Origin of the sequence: Sulfurisphaera javensis (genome assembly GCF_041154675.1) — an archaeon.
GTDB classification, from domain to species: Archaea; Thermoproteota; Thermoprotei_A; order Sulfolobales; family Sulfolobaceae; genus Sulfurisphaera; species Sulfurisphaera javensis.
Window position 1 is genome coordinate 364,706 of sequence record NZ_AP031322.1, and the last position, 16,366, is coordinate 381,071.

Consider the following 16,366-nt stretch of genomic DNA (forward strand, 5'->3'; position numbering starts at 1 on the left):
ATTTACTTCACAATAATTTTAGTTTTTACTGTTTGAATAAGCCTTGGTGTTTCCCCTTCTTCTCTAACGAAAACATTTACATTAGCTTGAAATTTTCCTTCATATCCTTGATTCTTAAGATATTCTTTTACCTTATCAAGGGCCTCATCGATAGCTGATGAAATATGTTCATGCATTTTAGAAGAAATTTGAGGAATATCTAAATCTAATTCAGTTATTGCATAATATTTTTTTCTTTCTTCAGATAGGCCCATGTATATCCAAAATTAAAATCGTTTTCATCAAATTAAAATTTAAGGTTTTATTTTCGAACTAGAAAGCTTAATATAAAACGAAATGAATTTTATTATATATGTACAAAGTTGTTTTTAAGGTCTTCAGCAATAACTCTTACATAAACTCCCTTAGAGAACTAAGAAAAGCAGGATTTATTCCTATTTATTTCAGAAGAAATAACGGAATTGAGGAATATACTACTCTTTATAATTCTAATGATATTAATGAAATAAAAGAAGCAATTGTAGATTTTGCATATTTAATTTCAAAACAAGGTAAATCTGGAGGTTATGATTTTGCAAAAATATACAAAGTTGAAGATAAGTATATTGGCAAGATAGCTGGTGGAAGTTTAGGTGCATTGCTTGGTTTTCAATTTGCTGGTATAGCTGGTTTAATATTAGGAACATTAGGGGGAATATTTTTAGGTGAGCTATTCGATATTGAATATGGACAAACACTTGTGGGGTTAGTAAATTGGCCAACCCAGTTAGTCAGTTAACAAAAAGAAGTTTTAGCATACTTCTAGGAGTTCTAATGTTTGTGACTTCAATCTATCTTATCCTTAAAGTTCATGTGGGTTTATCAGAAATAATGTTCTCCTTTAATCCTTACCCTTTCTATTTCATTGGCTTAATATTTGGAATTGAAAGAATATTTTATGGAGTATCTGGTAGTTCAAAACTCCTTTCCTTAATGATGGGAGGAGGAGAGTATTCCTCACTAAGTACTTTGGCTTTATTCATATTCTTCCTAAGTTTTGGAATTTATGTTCTTGTCTATACTATTGCTTATACTCAAGTATTAATAGAAATATTAAATGCACTTAACGGAATTAGTTATTTACTATTCTCTCTATCAATATTTAAGGCTTGGCACACGTAAAGAATGTCCATGCTCCAATTTTTTCATATTCTACTTCCATATTCATTTCTTCAAAAATCTTAATATAATAGTCTATTGGATAAATATTCAGTTTCCAAATTTTTGCAAGGAAATTACTTATAGCATTATTTTTAGTAAGAACTGTAGCTACACATTTTTTACCATGCTTTAACACTCTGTTAATTTCTCTAATCGCCACTAAAGGAGAAGGGAGCATATGAAGGACAAACATTGCAGATAAACCATCTAAAGATTCATCAGCTACTGGCAACTTTAATGCATTTCCTCTAACAGCTAAAACATTAGGTCTTTTCTTTTTAAGAATGTTAAGAAATTTAAACGAAACATCTAAACCTATGCAGATTTCACATTTGGTATAATCAAAAATTTTCCCTGTACCTGTACCTATATCTAATACTATTGTTCCAGATATTAGTTCACCAGCTTTTTTCATTATCCAATTATAACTTTTACCTGCAGTAAGAGTAAAACCAATAGGTGCATAAACAGACTCATATAAGGGTGCTACAATATCTAATAATTTTTCAGTTTTTATGTCTTCAGTAAGTAAATCTATAACTCCATTAGATTCAGAAAACCGATGCCCTTTTTCACAAACCCATTTGTCAACAAATTTACTTCCATCAATTGGACATCTTAATATGTCACTCATTAATCTTACTTACTCTAACTAGTATATTAAATTTCTTAAAGCAAAATCAACTAAATCTTTTAAAGTTACAATCTCTATGGTTTTAGAATTAATCACAACAACACTTCCTATATTTCTAGTAATCATAGTACTTACAACTTTTGAAATTGGCTCCTCTTTACTAGTATAAAAAACTTCTACTACCATAATTTTACTTACGCTAAGATTAAGATCAATATCATAATTATAAACTAAGTCTCTAGCCGAGATTATACCATACAAGGACTTTTCGTACACTGGTAAATGTCTTATCTTGTTTTTAATCATTATTTCTCCAGCAGTTTTTATCTTTGTATAAGGTTCTACAAAAATAGCTTGTTTTGAGATTTCACCAATTAATCTATCTGTTTTATTCCAGTCAATTTTAGAGACAATATCTTTATAAGTAATTATTTTATCATCATAAAGCACAGAATCAACATCATATCTTACCATGCTTCCCATAACTTCTCTTAACTCGTTATCGCTTACTCTAATTGGATTTTTTAGTTTAGCATCTTTAAGTTTACATTCAACGTCATTATTAATTATATGATATAAAGCTTCATCTACACTAAAAATACCTAAAATATCCTTGCCTTTACTTACTACTATTCTCCTAATGTTATTTCTCTTCATAAAGAATATGGCATCTATTACGTATGCCTCTGGATCTATGCTTATTATTTCTCTCCCTTTAATCTTCAATCTTTACTTCCCTTATATTCAGATACCTTAACAAATTATATAACAGTAATGTTATTGTATCATTACACTCAATTTTTTTACCATCAACTATTATCTTCCCTTTTGTCTTACAATTTTTAGTTTCTTCTATAATCCTTTTACTAACTTCGTCAACTTGATTAGGATTACTAATTTCAATTTTTTTACCCAGATCTAATTCTTTATAACCCTCAATTAAAACTACATCAACTGGTAAAAAATGAATTAGATCTGGGTTGCATTTATAAAATAATACACATTTAGAATTGTTAAAAGTAACTATATCTGAACCAGCGTTCCAAAACTTGTAAGTATCTTTTCCTTGTAAATCAATTTCATGATGAGAATGTTTTACAACTGCAACTGTATAGCCATTTTCTTTGAGAATTTTTACAGCCTTTTCTATTGCTGAAGTTTTTCCAGTATCTTTTTTACCTATAACTTGTATTATACATGGCATAAGATAATTTATACCACTAAGTAATATTTTATCTTGTGCTAATAAACTTAGAAGAAGCTAGAAAAATAATAGATGAACAATTTTCCATGAAAGATATTTATTATAGATATGAAAACGTTTATAATTCTATAGGGAAAATTATTTTAGAAGATATATATGCAATAAAAAGTATTCCTGAAGTAAATTTATCAGCTATGGATGGATTTGCCTTTAGAATTAATGACTATAAAAAGTATGGAAAATTAAAAATAGCTGGAAAGCTTTTTCCTTCATCAAAAAACATACCAGAACTTAAAGAAAGAGAAGCATATTATGTAGCTACAGGCTCTCCCATTCCAAGAGGCGCTGACGCTGTTGTTAGAATTGAAGCATGCAAAGTAATTAATAATGAGTTGATTATAGGCGAAGAAGTATATGAGGGAAAAGATATAAAGTATGCTGGTGAAGATATTAGAGAAGGAGAAATAATATTAAGAAAAGGAGAAATTTTGACTCCTTACTATTTAGGTATTTTAACCTATCAAGGTATCACAAAAGTTAAAATTGGTAATCTAAATAGTTGTGTCATAGCGTCTGGGGATGAGATAACTCCATTTACTAATCCAACTGAAAATCTTATTCCAGATTCAATATCACCAATATTAATTCCACTACTTGAAAAAGTAGGAAAAGCTAATTATTTAGGAGTAGTAAAGGACGATAAGGAAAGTATAAGGAAGACATTAGTAAAGTCAAAAGATTCTTGTGATATTATTTTCTTTATTGGGGGTTCTTCAGTAGGCGAAAAAGATTACGTTAAGAAGATTATAGGAGAACTAGGATCATTATTGTTTGAAGGAGTTAGTGTAAATATAATAAAAAGGGGTGGAGTAGGAAAAATTGAAAATAAACCTATTATAAGTCTACCCGGACAAGTTGTTTCTGCAATAACTGTATTTCATGAACATGGTTTACATATTATATCTAGAATGTTAAACACCGAAATTAGAAGATTTGTAAAGGCAAAACTAGGTAAGGATATAAATGTTGAACATAAAATGGATTCTACTTACTTATTTAAATTAGAAAATGGGGAAGCATTTCCTTTAAGATGGGGAACAGGTTTATATAGTGAACTTATTAAAGCTGATGGCTTTGGATACTTAACTAGAGGAAGGCTACATAAAAGAGGAGAAGAAATTGAAATTCAAAGATTTCTTTGACGTAATTATTCTAGCTGGAGGGGAATCAAAAAGATTTGGTTCTGATAAGTGTTGTTTTGAATTTAATGGAAAAACATTCTTAGAAAGGATAGTTGAGAATTTTAATAATCCTATAATAGTCACCAATAAACAAAGGAAAGTTCAAGGTATACAAATTATAGATAATATCAGAAAAGGACCAGTTAAAGCAATAGAATTAGCTTTATCATGTGTGTTTAGGGAAAAAGTCTTTATAACTGGTTGTGATTTTCCCTTTATTACTTATGAATTAGCAAGCTTTATTTGTAATAAAGAGGCAGATATAAGTTTAATTGTAGAGGAAGAAATACAGCCACTATTAGGTTGTTATTCCACAAGTTTTCTTAAAAATTACATAACTCATGTTAAAACGCTATATCAATTAATTAATTATGCAAATACAGTTTATTTTATAGGGACTTATGAGTTAAAATTACACGGTTTTTCATCAATTCAACTCAAAAATATTAATTCATGGAAAGATTTTTTGATAAATCAAGATAAATACACACTAAGCAAATATGTGATAAAGGGTAACAAAAGTGCTAGTACCCTTTGTGCCAACACCAGACGAAGTAGCAATTGAAATGTTAAAATGTGCAAATGTTAGAAAAGAAGATATAGTTTTAGACTTAGGTGCCGGTAACGCAAGACCCCTAATAATAGCTAAAAAACAGTTTAACGTAAGACTAGCTATTGGCGTAGAACTCGATAAGAGATTATGTAAGGAAGCATATGAGGATAAATCTGTAGAAATAATTTGTGGTGATATGCTTACATTGGCCCCAATTTTAATACCAAAAGTTAACGTCTTGCTTTCCTATCTTTCTACAAGAACTAATGAACTTCTAGAGCCTTATATCATAAACTATGGTAAAAAAGGATTAAGAGTGATTTCACATGATTTTAGATATGATCATCTAACACTCTATGATGTTAAAAGAGTTAAAGCGATGGGATTATTAGGAGAAACCGAGCATACAATTTATTGTTACAAACTATGAAAGTATGCGTATTGTACTCTGGAGGAAAAGACAGTACTTATTCTTTACATTGGGCAGTATTTAAAGGATTTGAGATTAAGTGTCTAATAACACTCTTGCCAGAAAAAGAGTACTCTTGGATGTTCCAAGTACCAAACGTTGAACTAACAAAGTACCAAGCTGAGGTCCTTGGATATAATTTATTACAGATAAAAACTTCTGGAATAAAAGACAGAGAATTGAAAGATCTAAAAATAGCATTTATCAAAGCTAAAGAACTAGGTGCAGAAGGTATTGTAACTGGAGCTTTACTTTCAGATTATCAGAGACTAAATATAAATTTAATAGCAGAAGAAGTTAATCTAAAAACTTATTCTCCTTTATGGAGGAAAAACCAAGAGGAATACTTAAGGGAAATTGTAAAAGAGGGATTTAAATTCATTATAACTTCAGCTACAGCTTATGGGTTTCCTTTTCATCTATTAGGTAAAGTGATAGATGAACAAGATGTTGAGGAAATAATAGAAAGAGCAAGAAAATATGGTTTTAACCCAGCCTTTGAAGGCGGAGAAGCTGAAACATTTGTAATTTACGCACCACTGTTCAAAAGAGAATTAAAAGTAGAAGGATATAAAAAGAAAATAAGTGAATACGAGTGGAGATTTATAATAACTCATATACACTAGAAAATTGCAGTTATATTATTAATTTTGATTCTGTTATGAGAGACAAAAATATCGTAATAGAAGATGGATTAATTAAAAGCATAGGTGAAGAGAAAGAAGGAGATGAAATAGATTGTACTAACTATATCGTTATCCCTGGCCTAGTGAATGCCCATACTCATACTCCTATGAGTATTTTAAGAGGATATTATGACGATGCAGAACTTAATGAATGGTTAAATAAAATCTGGGAATTTGAAAGAAACTTTGACAAAAGGTTAATGAAATTAGGCTCAGAAATCTCTATACTTGAAATGTTGATTAACGGAACAACAGCTTTTGTTGATATGTACTTTAATCCTCTTGATGTAAAGGAGTTGGCTGAAAAATATAAGATTAGAGCATTTGCTGGTTACACTTTCTTAGATTCTATGTTTGAACCTTATGAAATAGATAAACTTCAGAGAAATTTAACACCATCAACCTATTTTAAACCTATAATAAATGTACACAGCATTTACGCAGTTAACGAGAAAACATTAAAAATAGCAAAACAATTAAGAGATGAATTAAATGAATGGATACACATTCATGTTTCGGAAACAAGAAAAGAGATTTATGAAATAAAGAAAAAAACAGGCTTATTCCCAGTAGAATATCTTAATTCGATTGGGCTACTTAACGGGAAAATTCAATTAGTACACTTAGGTTGGATAGCTAGTTGGGAGATCAACTTATTAGATAATGCTACAGTAACATATTGTCCTACATCTAACATGAAACTTGCAACTGGAGGATCTTTTCCTTTATACGAAATGTTAAACAAAACAAATATTACTTTAGGTACTGATGGGCCAGCAAGTAATAATTCACTTGATTTATTTAGAGAAATGAAAATAGGTGTTTTACTTCAAAGACAAATGTATTGGAATACTAACGTTAAAGCACATCACTTATTTAAAATCGCTACTTATAACGGTTACAAATTATTAGATATTCAAGGAGGGTATATTAAGCAAGGTAATGTTGCAGATTTAGTTTTATTAGATAAAAATAGAATTTATCCTTTATTTAAAGACAGACTTCTATCCCATTTAGTATATTATATTTCAGGAGATTACGTAAAGGGAACTATAATAAATGGTATCTTTAGAAAAAGGGTAGACATAGAGAAAGTTTTACTTCAAAAAATTAAAGAGCTTTACGACATACTAAACTCTTGATCCACTAATTGAGCCATTTTATCAGCACAGTCTTTAATGTCATTAAGTATTTTTTGCTTTAATTCATTATAATCTTTTGTTTTATATAAATATCTAGGCCTACCAGCTTTATTACCAGGTTCCTTAATTCTCATTACTAATCCCATTTCTAGAAGTTTATTTAAACTTCTATTAATAGAAGCCTTTGATAATTTTAAGTCCGTCTCTAAATCTTCTGTTCCTCTAGCTTCGGATTTAGCCAAAGCTATTAATACTTGCACATCAGTTTCTGATAGGCCATAGCAAAATGATAGTATGTCGACTAACCCAGCATCTTTTCCGGAGGGTAATTTTATTCTTGTCCCACTAATCTGAGTTTGAGACATTTATATCACAAATAAAGATTCTATTATTACCTCTATTTATATTTTTTCGTTATAATTAATGAGACCTTTACTAATCAGTTAAACTTACATATCAATATTTATTGCATAAGGAATTGAAATTAGCATTTTGTATAAATGAAGAATTACCACATTTACTACTATTTTTGCTTTATCTATTTAAATCTGACTTTTGCCTACTATAGTAAAGTTTTAAATATGAGTATCAATATACATTAAATTGTGAAGTATATGCCTGTGGAAGAAATAGTTAAAGTCTCAAGAAATTATCAAGTAACAATACCGGCCAGAATAAGACAAAAATTCCAAGTTAAAGAAGGAGATCTAGTAAAAGTAATTTTCGATGAAAACGAAAATGTAATAAAGATCCAAGTCCTAAGGGAACCTTGGAAATAAATATATTTTATTTTTCTCCTTTCTTTTAATATGCTAATAGATGTACATGCACACATAGATACAAAAGAATTTGATAAAGACAGAGATGAAATAGTAAGAAAATGCAATATCCTTATAGTTAATGCAGGAGTCGACCTAGAAAGTAACTTAAAGTCATTAGACCTAGAGAAAAAATATAACAACGTAATTGCTGCAGTAGGTTTTCATCCAGAATTCATTAAGGATAAAATAAATGAAGTAGAAAAATGCTTACAACTTACGAAAAATGCTAAGATAATTAGTGAAGTAGGAATTGATTATTATTGGATAAAAGAAGAAGAATACAGGAAAAAACAAATCGAAATATTAGCTAAATTCCTTGAAATAGGAGAAAAAGATCAAAAACCAGTTATAATACATGTGAGAGGAGGATTAAGTGATTTAATTAATTTAATAGAATCTTTTAAAGTAAAATTTGTTATTCATGCTTTTGAAGGAAGTATAAAGAATGCTAAAAAGATAATTGATTTAGGTGGTTATATATCAGTTCCACCTATACTTTTGAGAGATAAACAAAGACAAGAAATAGTAAAAAACATTGACCTTGAATATATACTTACCGAAACCGATTCACCATTTATGGCTCATGAAAAAATGATAAGAAATGAACCTTGCAATGTTAAACTCACTATAGAAAAATTAGCTGAACTTAAAAAAATGAATAAAGAAGAAATTGAGAAAAAAATAGAAGATAACTTTAAAAAATTAGTTCATTTATGACTTTCTTCTTCCTCAGTAGGAGCAAAATAGACAAACAAGAAGTACGCTAGAAATCCTATAAAGGCGGATATTGTAAATGGCAATACATATGGTACGGCAGCTTTATGTAACGTTATCTCACTTATTTCCCAAACTAATCCAGCTATTGCTAATACATAACCAATTCCTAATAACCTAAAGAAACTTACCATATTTTATCACCCCTCTACTAAAATTGTTCCCCACAAAGACATTAAATATCCAGCTTGCTCACCAGTTAATAGGTTTGACATATCATCTAGGTTATAGACATAGTATGCTGGATATATTATTCCATATACATACGCTGGTGCTGTTGCCTTGAAAGTAAATGTCATATAGGTATTGTATGTTGAAGAGTTCAACACTTTATAAGCTACTGGAGTTATAGTACCATTCCACCATACAGCATATACTCCTACATAAAGTCCTGTCATTGGCTGAGGAGTGCCTGCAGATGTATAGTTATATAACCAATTGTGATCATTATTTGGAGTCGGTATATATATTTTCAACGTTGCAGTAGAATTCGCATTTATTACAAATGTTGGTCCTGGTATAGAATCATTAAATGCTGCATATTTATCGCTTACAGCATATAGTACTGGTGAAGAGCCACTAACAACTACTATTGGAGGATTATATGGATCGCCAACTAAACCAGATGAATGAGCAGTATTAGAAGAACTAATATAACTGCTAATATCTGATGGAGAGAAATAACCAGATGTTGGAATCACTAAAATTTCACCAATATCATATGAGAACCATGGACCATTATACTCACCATCAAGAAAAGCATATGCACCCTCAGCAATTGGTGAACCACTAGGAGTACCAGCATACCATACTGCATACTGTGTTAACCCTGGCACTATCTGAGTGTCTACAACATATTTTGAATTATAAACTGGAATAAACATATTTTCCGTAGCTGTTTTTCCCATTACAGCATACATAGTCATATTAAGATATTGACCAGGGTGAACAACCATTAAATTATAATAATATGGTAAAACAGTTCCATTCGGTAAAACTAATTCTGAAGATATTCCACCACCTTTTTCATGAATCATAAATACATATTGTTCAGCATATACGGTAGTTTGTACTACCATTGATGAGGGAGTATTAGCTGGTATATCAACTTTAAATACTGATGGAACACCACCAACAGTAAAAACTTCTGGTAAAGTAGTTACCACTACTATAGCTAAAAGTAAGATTGCAAATCCAGTCCAAATCCATTCCCAAGTTTCCTTTTTCATCTATTATCACCCAACTTTACAAGTTTTAAAATAAACTTCATTTAATAAAAAATTAACTAACTTTAAACCGTATTAGCCCCCTTAAGGGCACCAACAGCAGATAAAATAATACCTAAAGTTAACATACTAATCCATGCCCATTCTAATGGATCAGCTGGATTAGAAGCATTACCTACAAGGACTAATGGAATGGCACTTATAATTATTAATATAGCACCTAAAGCAGCAAGACCCCACCATGCACCCAAAGCCCTCTTTGATATTTTTGAATGATTAAACACACTCTGAATCCCTCTTATACTAAATCCAGCATTGTTCCAATCTAATTGCATTGCAACAGTATTTATTAATTGTCCTAATGATAATCCTTCAGCTTTTAATACTTTACCTTTTACTAATGTCATTACTAAATTAAGGAACCATACTAATGTAGCTAATTGTGCTATTACTGCACCTACAGTAGCTAGATTCTCTGCATCAATAACATATGGAACTCTTGGTACAATTTCAGCCCTTCTTAAAATACCATCAAGACCTAATAACTCAAAACCGATAATCAATAGTGCTGAACCAATTAAATATCCCCAGAAGTGAATCCATGCAGCCTTTATTGAATACCAAGTTCTTCCAGTCATCATTGGTAACATGAAGTATAATACAGCCATAGCCTCTGGTACAATACCTAATAATATCATAGCGTGGAAGTGTCCTACTACCCACATTGTGTTATGAACTATTGCATCAACAGATATTGTTCCATTTGAAATTCCAGTTACACCAGCCAATATAGATCCAGCCCAACCAGTTGCAGTAAATGCAGTTATAACGTTCCAACTTACATTAGCACCTTTAGCAGTAGCCCATAAGTTTAGGAATGTCATAAAAGTTGGTATAGTTACTGCATAAGTAAGTATTTCTTGAAGTACCTTCAGATCAACTGGCAAATTAACCATATAGAGGTGGTGTATGGGGATATTGTTAGAGAATATTAAGTATAATACAGCAGCAACTCTACCCATTTTATCACTATATAATGGTTTGTTAGCTAATGTTGGAATTAGTAAGTACATTGCACCAACTGCTGGCAACCATGCCATATAAACTACAGCATGACCAAATATCCAGAATGCTATTTGATTGGCAATAACATTTAACCCTACAACACCAGCAAAAGCCAATATATCCCATACATCAGCCACTGTTACACCAGAGTATCCTATCATGAATAATAAGATAATCATTAAGAAGAATACTAATGGGACTGGTAATTTCTCTTTAATTTGCTTCGAGGCTAAGTAATAATGATAAACAATCCAGAAACCAGCCAAATAAACGAAAGCATCATTCAATATCCAGCCTATAAAGAATAATGGACTCATTACATATAGAGAATAACCCGGTATTCCAATAGGTGATAAGTAATACCATGACCCAGCAGAGAAGTAATTATCAAAACCTTGAGCAGCTGTTATTAAAATTGGTCCTTCCATAAACATCATAGAAATATTTAATAAAACAAAAGATAAGTTTAATAACCATTTTGCTCTAGGTTGCAAATTAAGTAATTTTATAGTAAAGTAAATAATAATTGCATAAATTACTTGTTGCGCAAAACCAAATAGGTCTCTTTCAGCATGTAATGTAATACCAGCATAATACTCTTGTGGTGTAAATGGTAATACTCCATAAGTACTCCACATAGTCTCTTGTATTCTTACCATTAATGAATCTATAACACCCAGTAATCCCCATATTACACCTAAGACTAACATTCCCATAACAATTCTAGTAGTCCAATCCTTATCTAATTGGAATAATGCAACTATTAAATCCTTAAGTCCCACTAAAATTCACCAATTTTAGTTATTCCTTACCCTTTTTAAATCTTATTTTGATAAAAGTTACGTTTTTTATGATTAACTGAGTTTAATACTATTTAATGAATCAAATATATTATTAATTATTTTTTTTGTGAATATTGTTTTTATCAAATTATATGAATTTATATTAAAAACTTTATATTCTAGCTTTAGCTCACAGTTGAGACTGTTTCCATGAGAGTATGTACTACAATTTCTAGGCTTTGAATGTTTAGTGGAGAAAGATCTACAAATTTCCTTTCTTCTTTAGATAGTATAAGTTAAAATGTAATTAATTTCTAGGTTAATTAGATGTTTAAAGAAAAGGGAGAATGTAATTATTTTTTGATAAAAATTAAATTGTTGAACACCTTATTTTTAGATCTCACTCTAAATGTGTTTTGTAAATACCTAAATAGTAATAAAGAAGCTCAATGTGCTAATCTCATTTGAGGTTTCCCACTAGAGGGATGAAGAAGGATGATTTAGTATCCATTACTTAGGTGAAATTCAAGGACAGAGTTTATGAAACTCAATGAGACCAAAAACCATGTAAAAGAGTTAAAACCACATCAAGTTATTTCTAAACATGGATAATATAACTACCTTGATAGCTAATTTCATGATATAGCGATGTACAAAGTCTGCAAAGCATTTTGCATATACTAAATTATATAAGAACCATGAAACATCTGATTGCCATTTACTGTGATATATCGTAAAAAATTATAACCATTTAAATATGTTCTTAATAGCATTTGTAACATCATTAGCAATTGTCTCAATAGACTTACCAGCTTGAACACCCTCACTAACAATCTCACTAACTATATCATGACCCTCAGTACCAAGATTATTTATCACAACACTGCCCAGCTGAGAAGTAACAATTTGTAAAACTGTACCAATAGTCGCTAACAACTTTATGGTTGAATTGAAGAAATTGGAAGCACCAAAACTGTTCGCTAAATTCATAGCCCATGATAAAGTAGGATTATCTGAAATAGAGAATTTTAACATTTGATAAATAGCACCAGAATTCTCATTAGCCTCAACTCCGTTAACCATACCTACAAATGATGGTTCATAACAATTACCACCACACTCTGAAGCAACAAAAATAGGAGCACCAATAATAGCATTACTACCAAGAATCTTACCCCAACGTATTGCTGTTCTGTCACCAATTTCCATAACGTCCGCGAGCTCGGGAGCTAATTTCTCTAGTAATGGGTAAAGTAAGCTTTTGTTAAATGAACCAATCATTGATGGTAAGAATGTGACAAGTTGAAAAGTTCTTATTTCATCCTCAATGATGGAAATTGGACCACCTAAAATTAATTCGGGAAACCATAAGGATGGACTATCCTCAGAAATATATCCTAAAGCGCTATCTTTTATGATAACTTGAGGTCCTTTACTAGTTTCAGAAACAAAGCCTAAAGAAGGACCAGAACCTAGAATAGGATTAGTAACCCTTGGGGATGTAGCCATTTGTGCTGAGTAATTAGGCATAGTTGCAAGTATCCCAGCCCAGTTCAGAACTGTATTTTGTGGAGATAACTGATTTCCACATGGTGTAGTAGTTTTTGGATTATACCACTCCTTGTTACCTATTAGATAATTGTCTCTTGTAGCAACAGATTGAGGTTTAATTACACCAACAACTAAATTACCAAATGTTTGTTGAAGAGCACCAGTATCGAAAGGTAAATAGAAGCCAGCACCACCTTGATATACTCTTGCGGGTCTAGCTCCTAATGCATAGGCTGGAGGTTTACCACCTATATAAACAAATGCATAATTATAATTTGTATTACCCCCATAAATTTGTTGAATTTTATCTTGCATAGTATCTACTTTTACCCTTAAGACAATACCATGCCTAATAATCTCATAACCGGGAGTACTATAATACCGTTGCATAAAAGATTCTGCTGCTGATAAACGTGCTGGTATCATAAGTGCTGGCCAATATGCAAGGTTTTGATTACCATATCCAAAGAAATAATTTCTTTCTTGCCAAGTACAAGTAGCATTTTGTATACTTTGCAATACGGTAGTGAATATTATAGTACCTATTGCTCCTCCTTCTACTAAATCACTTAAACTTATCTTTGTTTGCGGACCTGTATATTTATCTGTAGACATTCAGATCTAATTATAATTTATTCTTGTCATTTCTATATTTTTCTCCCCTATAAATTGTAGCTATAACATATTTAAAATAACTAACTACACTCATTCTCTTGGGCTTTAAATCACTAACATCATTTTTACTATTCTACAAGATTAAGCTCAGATTAATACTATAGGACTATAAAATATTGCCCTTTAACAATGAGTAACATATGTAAAAATTATAGGCGCCGGCGGCGGGATTTGAACCCGCGCGGGGACGGACCCCAGCGGCTGCCCGCCCTTAATTAGCAGGCCGCCGCCCTACCAGCTAGGCCACGCCGGCATTATTAATTATTTTTTGCAAATATTTAAATCTTAGGGTCGGCCCCCTTATACCATGACCCTTTCCTCCCCAGATTTACCTCGGCCCTTCTCACACCGGTGACCGGTGAACGCGGACGGCCGGACACGGTTGCTCCCTTCCGGACCTGGCCGATTCCTCCGGTTGGCGTGATATCCCCTCTCCCTCCAGAGAGGAGATTCACGCCCGTCTCGCCCCACCGGGCGGTGCTCATCGTTAGACCGAGATCTGAAGGAGGTAGGTATCATGGTATAAGGGTTACTGGTGCCCCTTTACGCCATGAGGTTACAGGAGGTGGCGAACCTCCCCACCCTACCCGACCCAATTATATTTTAACAACTTACCTTATGAGTTTAACTCCTTAAGTATCTCGCAAAGGGAGTTAACAATTTTTGCCCCTAAAGCTATGACTTTGCTATCATCTATAGGAACCTCTGACCTGACAAGGTATATTTTATATAATCCGGCATTTTTAAAGGCTAATACATCTACTTCAGTATCCCCTACACCTATAGATAAAGAAGGATTAAGATTTAGCTTTTTTAAGGCTAGAATTACACCTTCGGGATCTGGTTTGCCATTCTTTACTTCATCTGATGTAATAAGTAAATCTGGGTTTATTCTTATACTATTCAAAACTTCTTTAGCTGAAATATAATTAGAAGAAGTAACTATAGCAATTTTATATCCGAGTTTTCTCGCTTTATCTATAAGTTCAATCGCACACTCTCTACCTTTAGCTTTCTTCTTTACTAAATCAAGGTAAATCTTATTTTTAATTTTCATTAATTCTTCCCATCTTTCTTTTGCTAGAATCTTTGCAATATCTGCTGTTTTTCTCCCTAATAACGTCTCTATTCTTACTTCACTTTTTATATTAAGGCTAGATAATGCAAGTTCCCATGCTTCTTTATGAATAAAAGCAGTATTAGCTAATGTACCATCTAAATCAAAAATAATACCTTTCATGGAATTATCAAACTTCTTATAGCTTCCCCTTCCTCTAATAATTTTACTGCCTCATTAATTTCTTCTAGTTTATATCTTCCAGTTACAAGCTTAGAAGGATCGTATTTTCCAGTTTTTACTAATTCTAATAATCTAGGCATATCTATTCTGGGCCTTCCGCCATAATTACCAATAATCTGTATACCGTTTCTAACTATCATTGCAATTCTGAGAGGAATTTGAGCAGAAACTGGAGGCAGGCCTACTAAAACTACCCTTCCCCCTATCCTAACGCCTTCAATAGCCATTTGTATGGTTTCTTGTGTGCCTCCAGCTTCAATAACTACATCCGGACCTCCACCAGTCATTTCTTTTAATGCCTTAATAGGATCAGTCTCTTTAGTATTTATAACGTCAGTAGCACCTAATTCCATAGCTTTCTCTAATTTCCATTTCTTAGTTCCTAAGGCTATTATCCTACCAGCACCACTAGCCTTTAGAAGCTGAATTACTGATAAACCAACACCACCAACACCAATTACAGCAACTGTTTCACCTGGTTCTATTTTTGCTGAATTAACAGCTCCATATCCAGTTATGCCAGCACATCCTAAGACAGCAACTTTCTCTAAATTCATATCTTGTGGTACGACTGTTAATGCATTTTCATGGACAATTGCATATTCTGCAAATCCTCCACCGAGAAAAGTCCTAACTGGAGTACCATTTTTTAATCTTAATCTAGTTGTGCCATCAAACATTGTACCTTTTAATCTTACAGAAGAAAATGTTTCGCAAAGATTTTCATGACCAGATATACAATTCCTACATTTTCCACAAGGATGGATAAAAGCTGAAATAACCCTATCTCCAGGTTTAACCCTAGTAACATTTGGGCCTACTTTCTTTACAATCCCAGCTATTTCATGTCCTGCAACAACTGGAGGAGGGACTGGTGTGGCTCCAACAAATACATTAACGTCTGAATGACATAAACCGGTAGCAACTATTTGTACCATTACTTCATTTTCTTTAGGATCATCAATTTCTATGTCTTCAATCTTTAATGGCTCCTTATAGTTGAAAAGAACTGCAGCACGCATGATTTAATAATTTGCTTAAAC

General features: G+C 32.0%; 20 protein-coding genes, 1 tRNA gene and 1 other RNA gene. 9 read left to right on the forward strand and 13 right to left on the reverse strand.

All coding sequences use genetic code 11. The features are described 5' to 3' along the window. Window positions 1–2: 2 nt before the first annotated feature. A complete protein-coding gene (locus ACAM25_RS01905; protein ID WP_369610667.1) occupies window positions 3–254 on the reverse strand; it encodes a hypothetical protein in 252 nt (83 codons plus the stop codon). Between the two features lie 98 nt (window positions 255–352). Between ACAM25_RS01905 and ACAM25_RS01910 the strand changes: the two genes are divergently transcribed. Both ACAM25_RS01910 and ACAM25_RS01915 read left to right on the forward strand, forming a co-directional pair. Beyond that, window positions 353–778, forward strand: coding sequence for a hypothetical protein (locus ACAM25_RS01910; protein ID WP_369610668.1), 426 nt, complete (start codon window positions 353–355; stop codon window positions 776–778). Next, window positions 754–1,161, forward strand: a complete 408-nt coding sequence (locus tag ACAM25_RS01915; protein WP_369610669.1) for a hypothetical protein — start codon at window positions 754–756, stop codon at window positions 1,159–1,161. Before ACAM25_RS01910 ends, ACAM25_RS01915 begins: the two co-directional genes overlap by 25 nt. Here the strand turns inward: ACAM25_RS01915 and ACAM25_RS01920 are convergent. Genes ACAM25_RS01920 through mobB form a run of 3 tightly spaced genes read right to left on the reverse strand, consistent with a single transcriptional unit; the run spans window position 1,142 to window position 3,038 of the window. Next, the gene (locus tag ACAM25_RS01920) at window positions 1,142–1,834 is read right to left on the reverse strand and encodes a class I SAM-dependent methyltransferase (protein ID WP_369610670.1); all 693 of its coding nucleotides are present in this window, start codon (window positions 1,832–1,834) and stop codon (window positions 1,142–1,144) included. The two genes, ACAM25_RS01915 and ACAM25_RS01920, sit on opposite strands and share 20 nt — an antisense overlap. A gap of 18 nt (window positions 1,835–1,852) precedes the next feature. Continuing rightward, the gene (locus tag ACAM25_RS01925) at window positions 1,853–2,560 is read right to left on the reverse strand and encodes a CBS domain-containing protein (protein WP_369610671.1); all 708 of its coding nucleotides are present in this window, start codon (window positions 2,558–2,560) and stop codon (window positions 1,853–1,855) included. After that, a complete protein-coding gene (gene mobB / locus ACAM25_RS01930; protein WP_369610672.1) occupies window positions 2,550–3,038 on the reverse strand; it encodes a molybdopterin-guanine dinucleotide biosynthesis protein B in 489 nt (162 codons plus the stop codon). Before mobB ends, ACAM25_RS01925 begins: the two co-directional genes overlap by 11 nt. 35 nt (window positions 3,039–3,073) lie before the next feature. On the opposite strand from mobB, the gene ACAM25_RS01935 reads away from it, so the two are divergent. The 5 genes from ACAM25_RS01935 to ACAM25_RS01955 are packed head-to-tail and all read left to right on the forward strand — an operon-like array spanning window position 3,074 to window position 7,129. After that, complete coding sequence (locus ACAM25_RS01935) at window positions 3,074–4,240, forward strand: molybdopterin molybdotransferase MoeA (protein ID WP_369610673.1); 1,167 nt, start codon at window positions 3,074–3,076, stop codon at window positions 4,238–4,240. Next, window positions 4,218–4,844 (forward strand): molybdenum cofactor guanylyltransferase, encoded by a 627-nt coding sequence (locus tag ACAM25_RS01940; RefSeq protein ID WP_369610674.1) that lies wholly within the window; start codon window positions 4,218–4,220, stop codon window positions 4,842–4,844. Before ACAM25_RS01935 ends, ACAM25_RS01940 begins: the two co-directional genes overlap by 23 nt. Then, entirely contained in the window at window positions 4,801–5,262 is a 462-nt protein-coding gene (locus tag ACAM25_RS01945) for a hypothetical protein (RefSeq protein ID WP_369610675.1), read from the forward strand. The genes ACAM25_RS01940 and ACAM25_RS01945 overlap by 44 nt, the downstream gene beginning before the upstream one ends. After that, complete coding sequence (locus tag ACAM25_RS01950; RefSeq protein ID WP_369610676.1) at window positions 5,259–5,927, forward strand: diphthine--ammonia ligase; 669 nt, start codon at window positions 5,259–5,261, stop codon at window positions 5,925–5,927. Before ACAM25_RS01945 ends, ACAM25_RS01950 begins: the two co-directional genes overlap by 4 nt. Beyond that, a complete protein-coding gene (locus ACAM25_RS01955; RefSeq protein ID WP_369610677.1) occupies window positions 5,897–7,129 on the forward strand; it encodes an amidohydrolase in 1,233 nt (410 codons plus the stop codon). The genes ACAM25_RS01950 and ACAM25_RS01955 overlap by 31 nt, the downstream gene beginning before the upstream one ends. On the opposite strand, the gene lrs14 is transcribed toward ACAM25_RS01955, so the two are convergent. Next, complete coding sequence (gene lrs14, locus ACAM25_RS01960) at window positions 7,108–7,494, reverse strand: HTH-type transcriptional regulator Lrs14 (RefSeq protein WP_369610678.1); 387 nt, start codon at window positions 7,492–7,494, stop codon at window positions 7,108–7,110. The two genes, ACAM25_RS01955 and lrs14, sit on opposite strands and share 22 nt — an antisense overlap. 249 nt (window positions 7,495–7,743) lie before the next feature. Between lrs14 and ACAM25_RS01965 the strand changes: the two genes are divergently transcribed. Next, complete coding sequence (locus tag ACAM25_RS01965) at window positions 7,744–7,908, forward strand: AbrB/MazE/SpoVT family DNA-binding domain-containing protein (protein WP_369611711.1); 165 nt, start codon at window positions 7,744–7,746, stop codon at window positions 7,906–7,908. 30 nt (window positions 7,909–7,938) lie between these two features. Then, window positions 7,939–8,667 carry a TatD family hydrolase gene (locus ACAM25_RS01970; RefSeq protein ID WP_369610679.1) on the forward strand — a complete coding sequence of 243 codons (729 nt, stop codon included), beginning with the start codon at window positions 7,939–7,941 and terminating at the stop codon, window positions 8,665–8,667. Here the strand turns inward: ACAM25_RS01970 and ACAM25_RS01975 are convergent. The 8 genes from ACAM25_RS01975 to ACAM25_RS02010 all read right to left on the reverse strand — a co-directional run bounded on the left by ACAM25_RS01975 (window position 8,658) and on the right by ACAM25_RS02010 (window position 16,345). Further along, window positions 8,658–8,858: a hypothetical protein gene (locus ACAM25_RS01975; RefSeq protein WP_369610680.1), complete on the reverse strand. Its 201-nt coding sequence runs from the start codon at window positions 8,856–8,858 to the stop codon at window positions 8,658–8,660. The two genes, ACAM25_RS01970 and ACAM25_RS01975, sit on opposite strands and share 10 nt — an antisense overlap. 6 nt (window positions 8,859–8,864) lie before the next feature. Continuing rightward, window positions 8,865–9,953 (reverse strand): oxidase, encoded by a 1,089-nt coding sequence (locus tag ACAM25_RS01980; RefSeq protein WP_369610681.1) that lies wholly within the window; start codon window positions 9,951–9,953, stop codon window positions 8,865–8,867. 62 nt (window positions 9,954–10,015) lie between these two features. After that, window positions 10,016–11,797, reverse strand: coding sequence for a cbb3-type cytochrome c oxidase subunit I (locus ACAM25_RS01985; protein WP_369610682.1), 1,782 nt, complete (start codon window positions 11,795–11,797; stop codon window positions 10,016–10,018). A 741-nt stretch (window positions 11,798–12,538) separates the two neighbouring features. Next, window positions 12,539–13,963: a hypothetical protein gene (locus ACAM25_RS01990; RefSeq protein ID WP_369610683.1), complete on the reverse strand. Its 1,425-nt coding sequence runs from the start codon at window positions 13,961–13,963 to the stop codon at window positions 12,539–12,541. A 216-nt stretch (window positions 13,964–14,179) separates the two neighbouring features. Beyond that, window positions 14,180–14,276, reverse strand: a tRNA-Ser gene (locus ACAM25_RS01995). 35 nt (window positions 14,277–14,311) lie between these two features. Beyond that, an RNA gene (gene ffs / locus ACAM25_RS02000) (signal recognition particle sRNA) lies at window positions 14,312–14,617 on the reverse strand. 22 nt (window positions 14,618–14,639) lie between these two features. Then, window positions 14,640–15,263 (reverse strand): HAD family hydrolase, encoded by a 624-nt coding sequence (locus tag ACAM25_RS02005; RefSeq protein ID WP_369610684.1) that lies wholly within the window; start codon window positions 15,261–15,263, stop codon window positions 14,640–14,642. After that, window positions 15,260–16,345, reverse strand: a complete 1,086-nt coding sequence (locus tag ACAM25_RS02010) for a zinc-binding dehydrogenase (RefSeq protein WP_369610685.1) — start codon at window positions 16,343–16,345, stop codon at window positions 15,260–15,262. Before ACAM25_RS02010 ends, ACAM25_RS02005 begins: the two co-directional genes overlap by 4 nt. Between the last annotated feature and the right edge of the window lie 21 nt (window positions 16,346–16,366).

Excerpts from the sequence above, each read along its gene's own strand:
- ACAM25_RS01980 (WP_369610681.1), bottom strand. The coding sequence starts at position 9,953 with ATGAAAAAGGAAACTTGGGAATGGATTTGGACTGGATTTGCAATCTTA.
- ACAM25_RS01910 (WP_369610668.1), top strand. The coding sequence starts at position 353 with ATGTACAAAGTTGTTTTTAAGGTCTTCAGCAATAACTCTTACATAAAC.
- ACAM25_RS01990 (WP_369610683.1), bottom strand. The coding sequence starts at position 13,963 with ATGTCTACAGATAAATATACAGGTCCGCAAACAAAGATAAGTTTAAGT.
- ACAM25_RS01965 (WP_369611711.1), top strand. The coding sequence starts at position 7,744 with ATGCCTGTGGAAGAAATAGTTAAAGTCTCAAGAAATTATCAAGTAACA.
- ACAM25_RS01970 (WP_369610679.1), top strand. The coding sequence starts at position 7,939 with ATGCTAATAGATGTACATGCACACATAGATACAAAAGAATTTGATAAA.
- ACAM25_RS01950 (WP_369610676.1), top strand. The coding sequence starts at position 5,259 with ATGAAAGTATGCGTATTGTACTCTGGAGGAAAAGACAGTACTTATTCT.
- ACAM25_RS01905 (WP_369610667.1), bottom strand. The coding sequence starts at position 254 with ATGGGCCTATCTGAAGAAAGAAAAAAATATTATGCAATAACTGAATTA.
- mobB (WP_369610672.1), bottom strand. The coding sequence starts at position 3,038 with ATGCCATGTATAATACAAGTTATAGGTAAAAAAGATACTGGAAAAACT.
- ACAM25_RS02005 (WP_369610684.1), bottom strand. The coding sequence starts at position 15,263 with ATGAAAGGTATTATTTTTGATTTAGATGGTACATTAGCTAATACTGCT.
- lrs14 (WP_369610678.1), bottom strand. The coding sequence starts at position 7,494 with ATGTCTCAAACTCAGATTAGTGGGACAAGAATAAAATTACCCTCCGGA.
- ACAM25_RS01975 (WP_369610680.1), bottom strand. The coding sequence starts at position 8,858 with ATGGTAAGTTTCTTTAGGTTATTAGGAATTGGTTATGTATTAGCAATA.
- ACAM25_RS01920 (WP_369610670.1), bottom strand. The coding sequence starts at position 1,834 with ATGAGTGACATATTAAGATGTCCAATTGATGGAAGTAAATTTGTTGAC.
- ACAM25_RS02010 (WP_369610685.1), bottom strand. The coding sequence starts at position 16,345 with ATGCGTGCTGCAGTTCTTTTCAACTATAAGGAGCCATTAAAGATTGAA.